The sequence below is a fragment of the Pedobacter sp. ASV12 genome (genome assembly GCF_016429155.1).
In the GTDB taxonomy this organism is placed as follows: domain Bacteria; phylum Bacteroidota; class Bacteroidia; order Sphingobacteriales; family Sphingobacteriaceae; genus Pedobacter.
In genome coordinates this window covers 1-302 of sequence record NZ_JAELUC010000386.1, presented here as the reverse complement: position 1 = coordinate 302, position 302 = coordinate 1, and the positions used below count along the sequence as shown (strand labels likewise).

Sequence of the window (302 nt, the reverse complement as noted above, 5' to 3'; positions counted from 1 at the left end):
GGCCTGAAAGTTGTTGGTAATGTTAAAATTCGAGTTGGTATTGAAGCTGCTTAACGAGGCATTGTAAAGCGGATTAGGGATCAACTCGTTGCCGTCGGTCAGGTCTGTTGCATAAACGGTAGGAGAGCTGTCTCTTATACACATCTCCGAGCCCACGAGACAGTACTCATGATCGCGTATGCCGTCTTCTGCTTGAAAGGGGGGGGGGGGGGGGGGGGGGGGGGGGGGGGGGGGGGGGGGGGGGGGGGGGGGGGGGGGGGGGGGGGGGGGGGGGGGGGGGGGGGGGGGGGGGGGGGGGGGGG

At 65.2% G+C, this 302-nt stretch carries 1 protein-coding gene; it reads right to left on the bottom strand.

The window, feature by feature from the left end; all coding sequences use genetic code 11:
- Window positions 1–302 (bottom strand): hypothetical protein (locus JHD69_RS20830; RefSeq protein WP_199142211.1); only part of this gene is annotated, 302 nt, incomplete at both ends.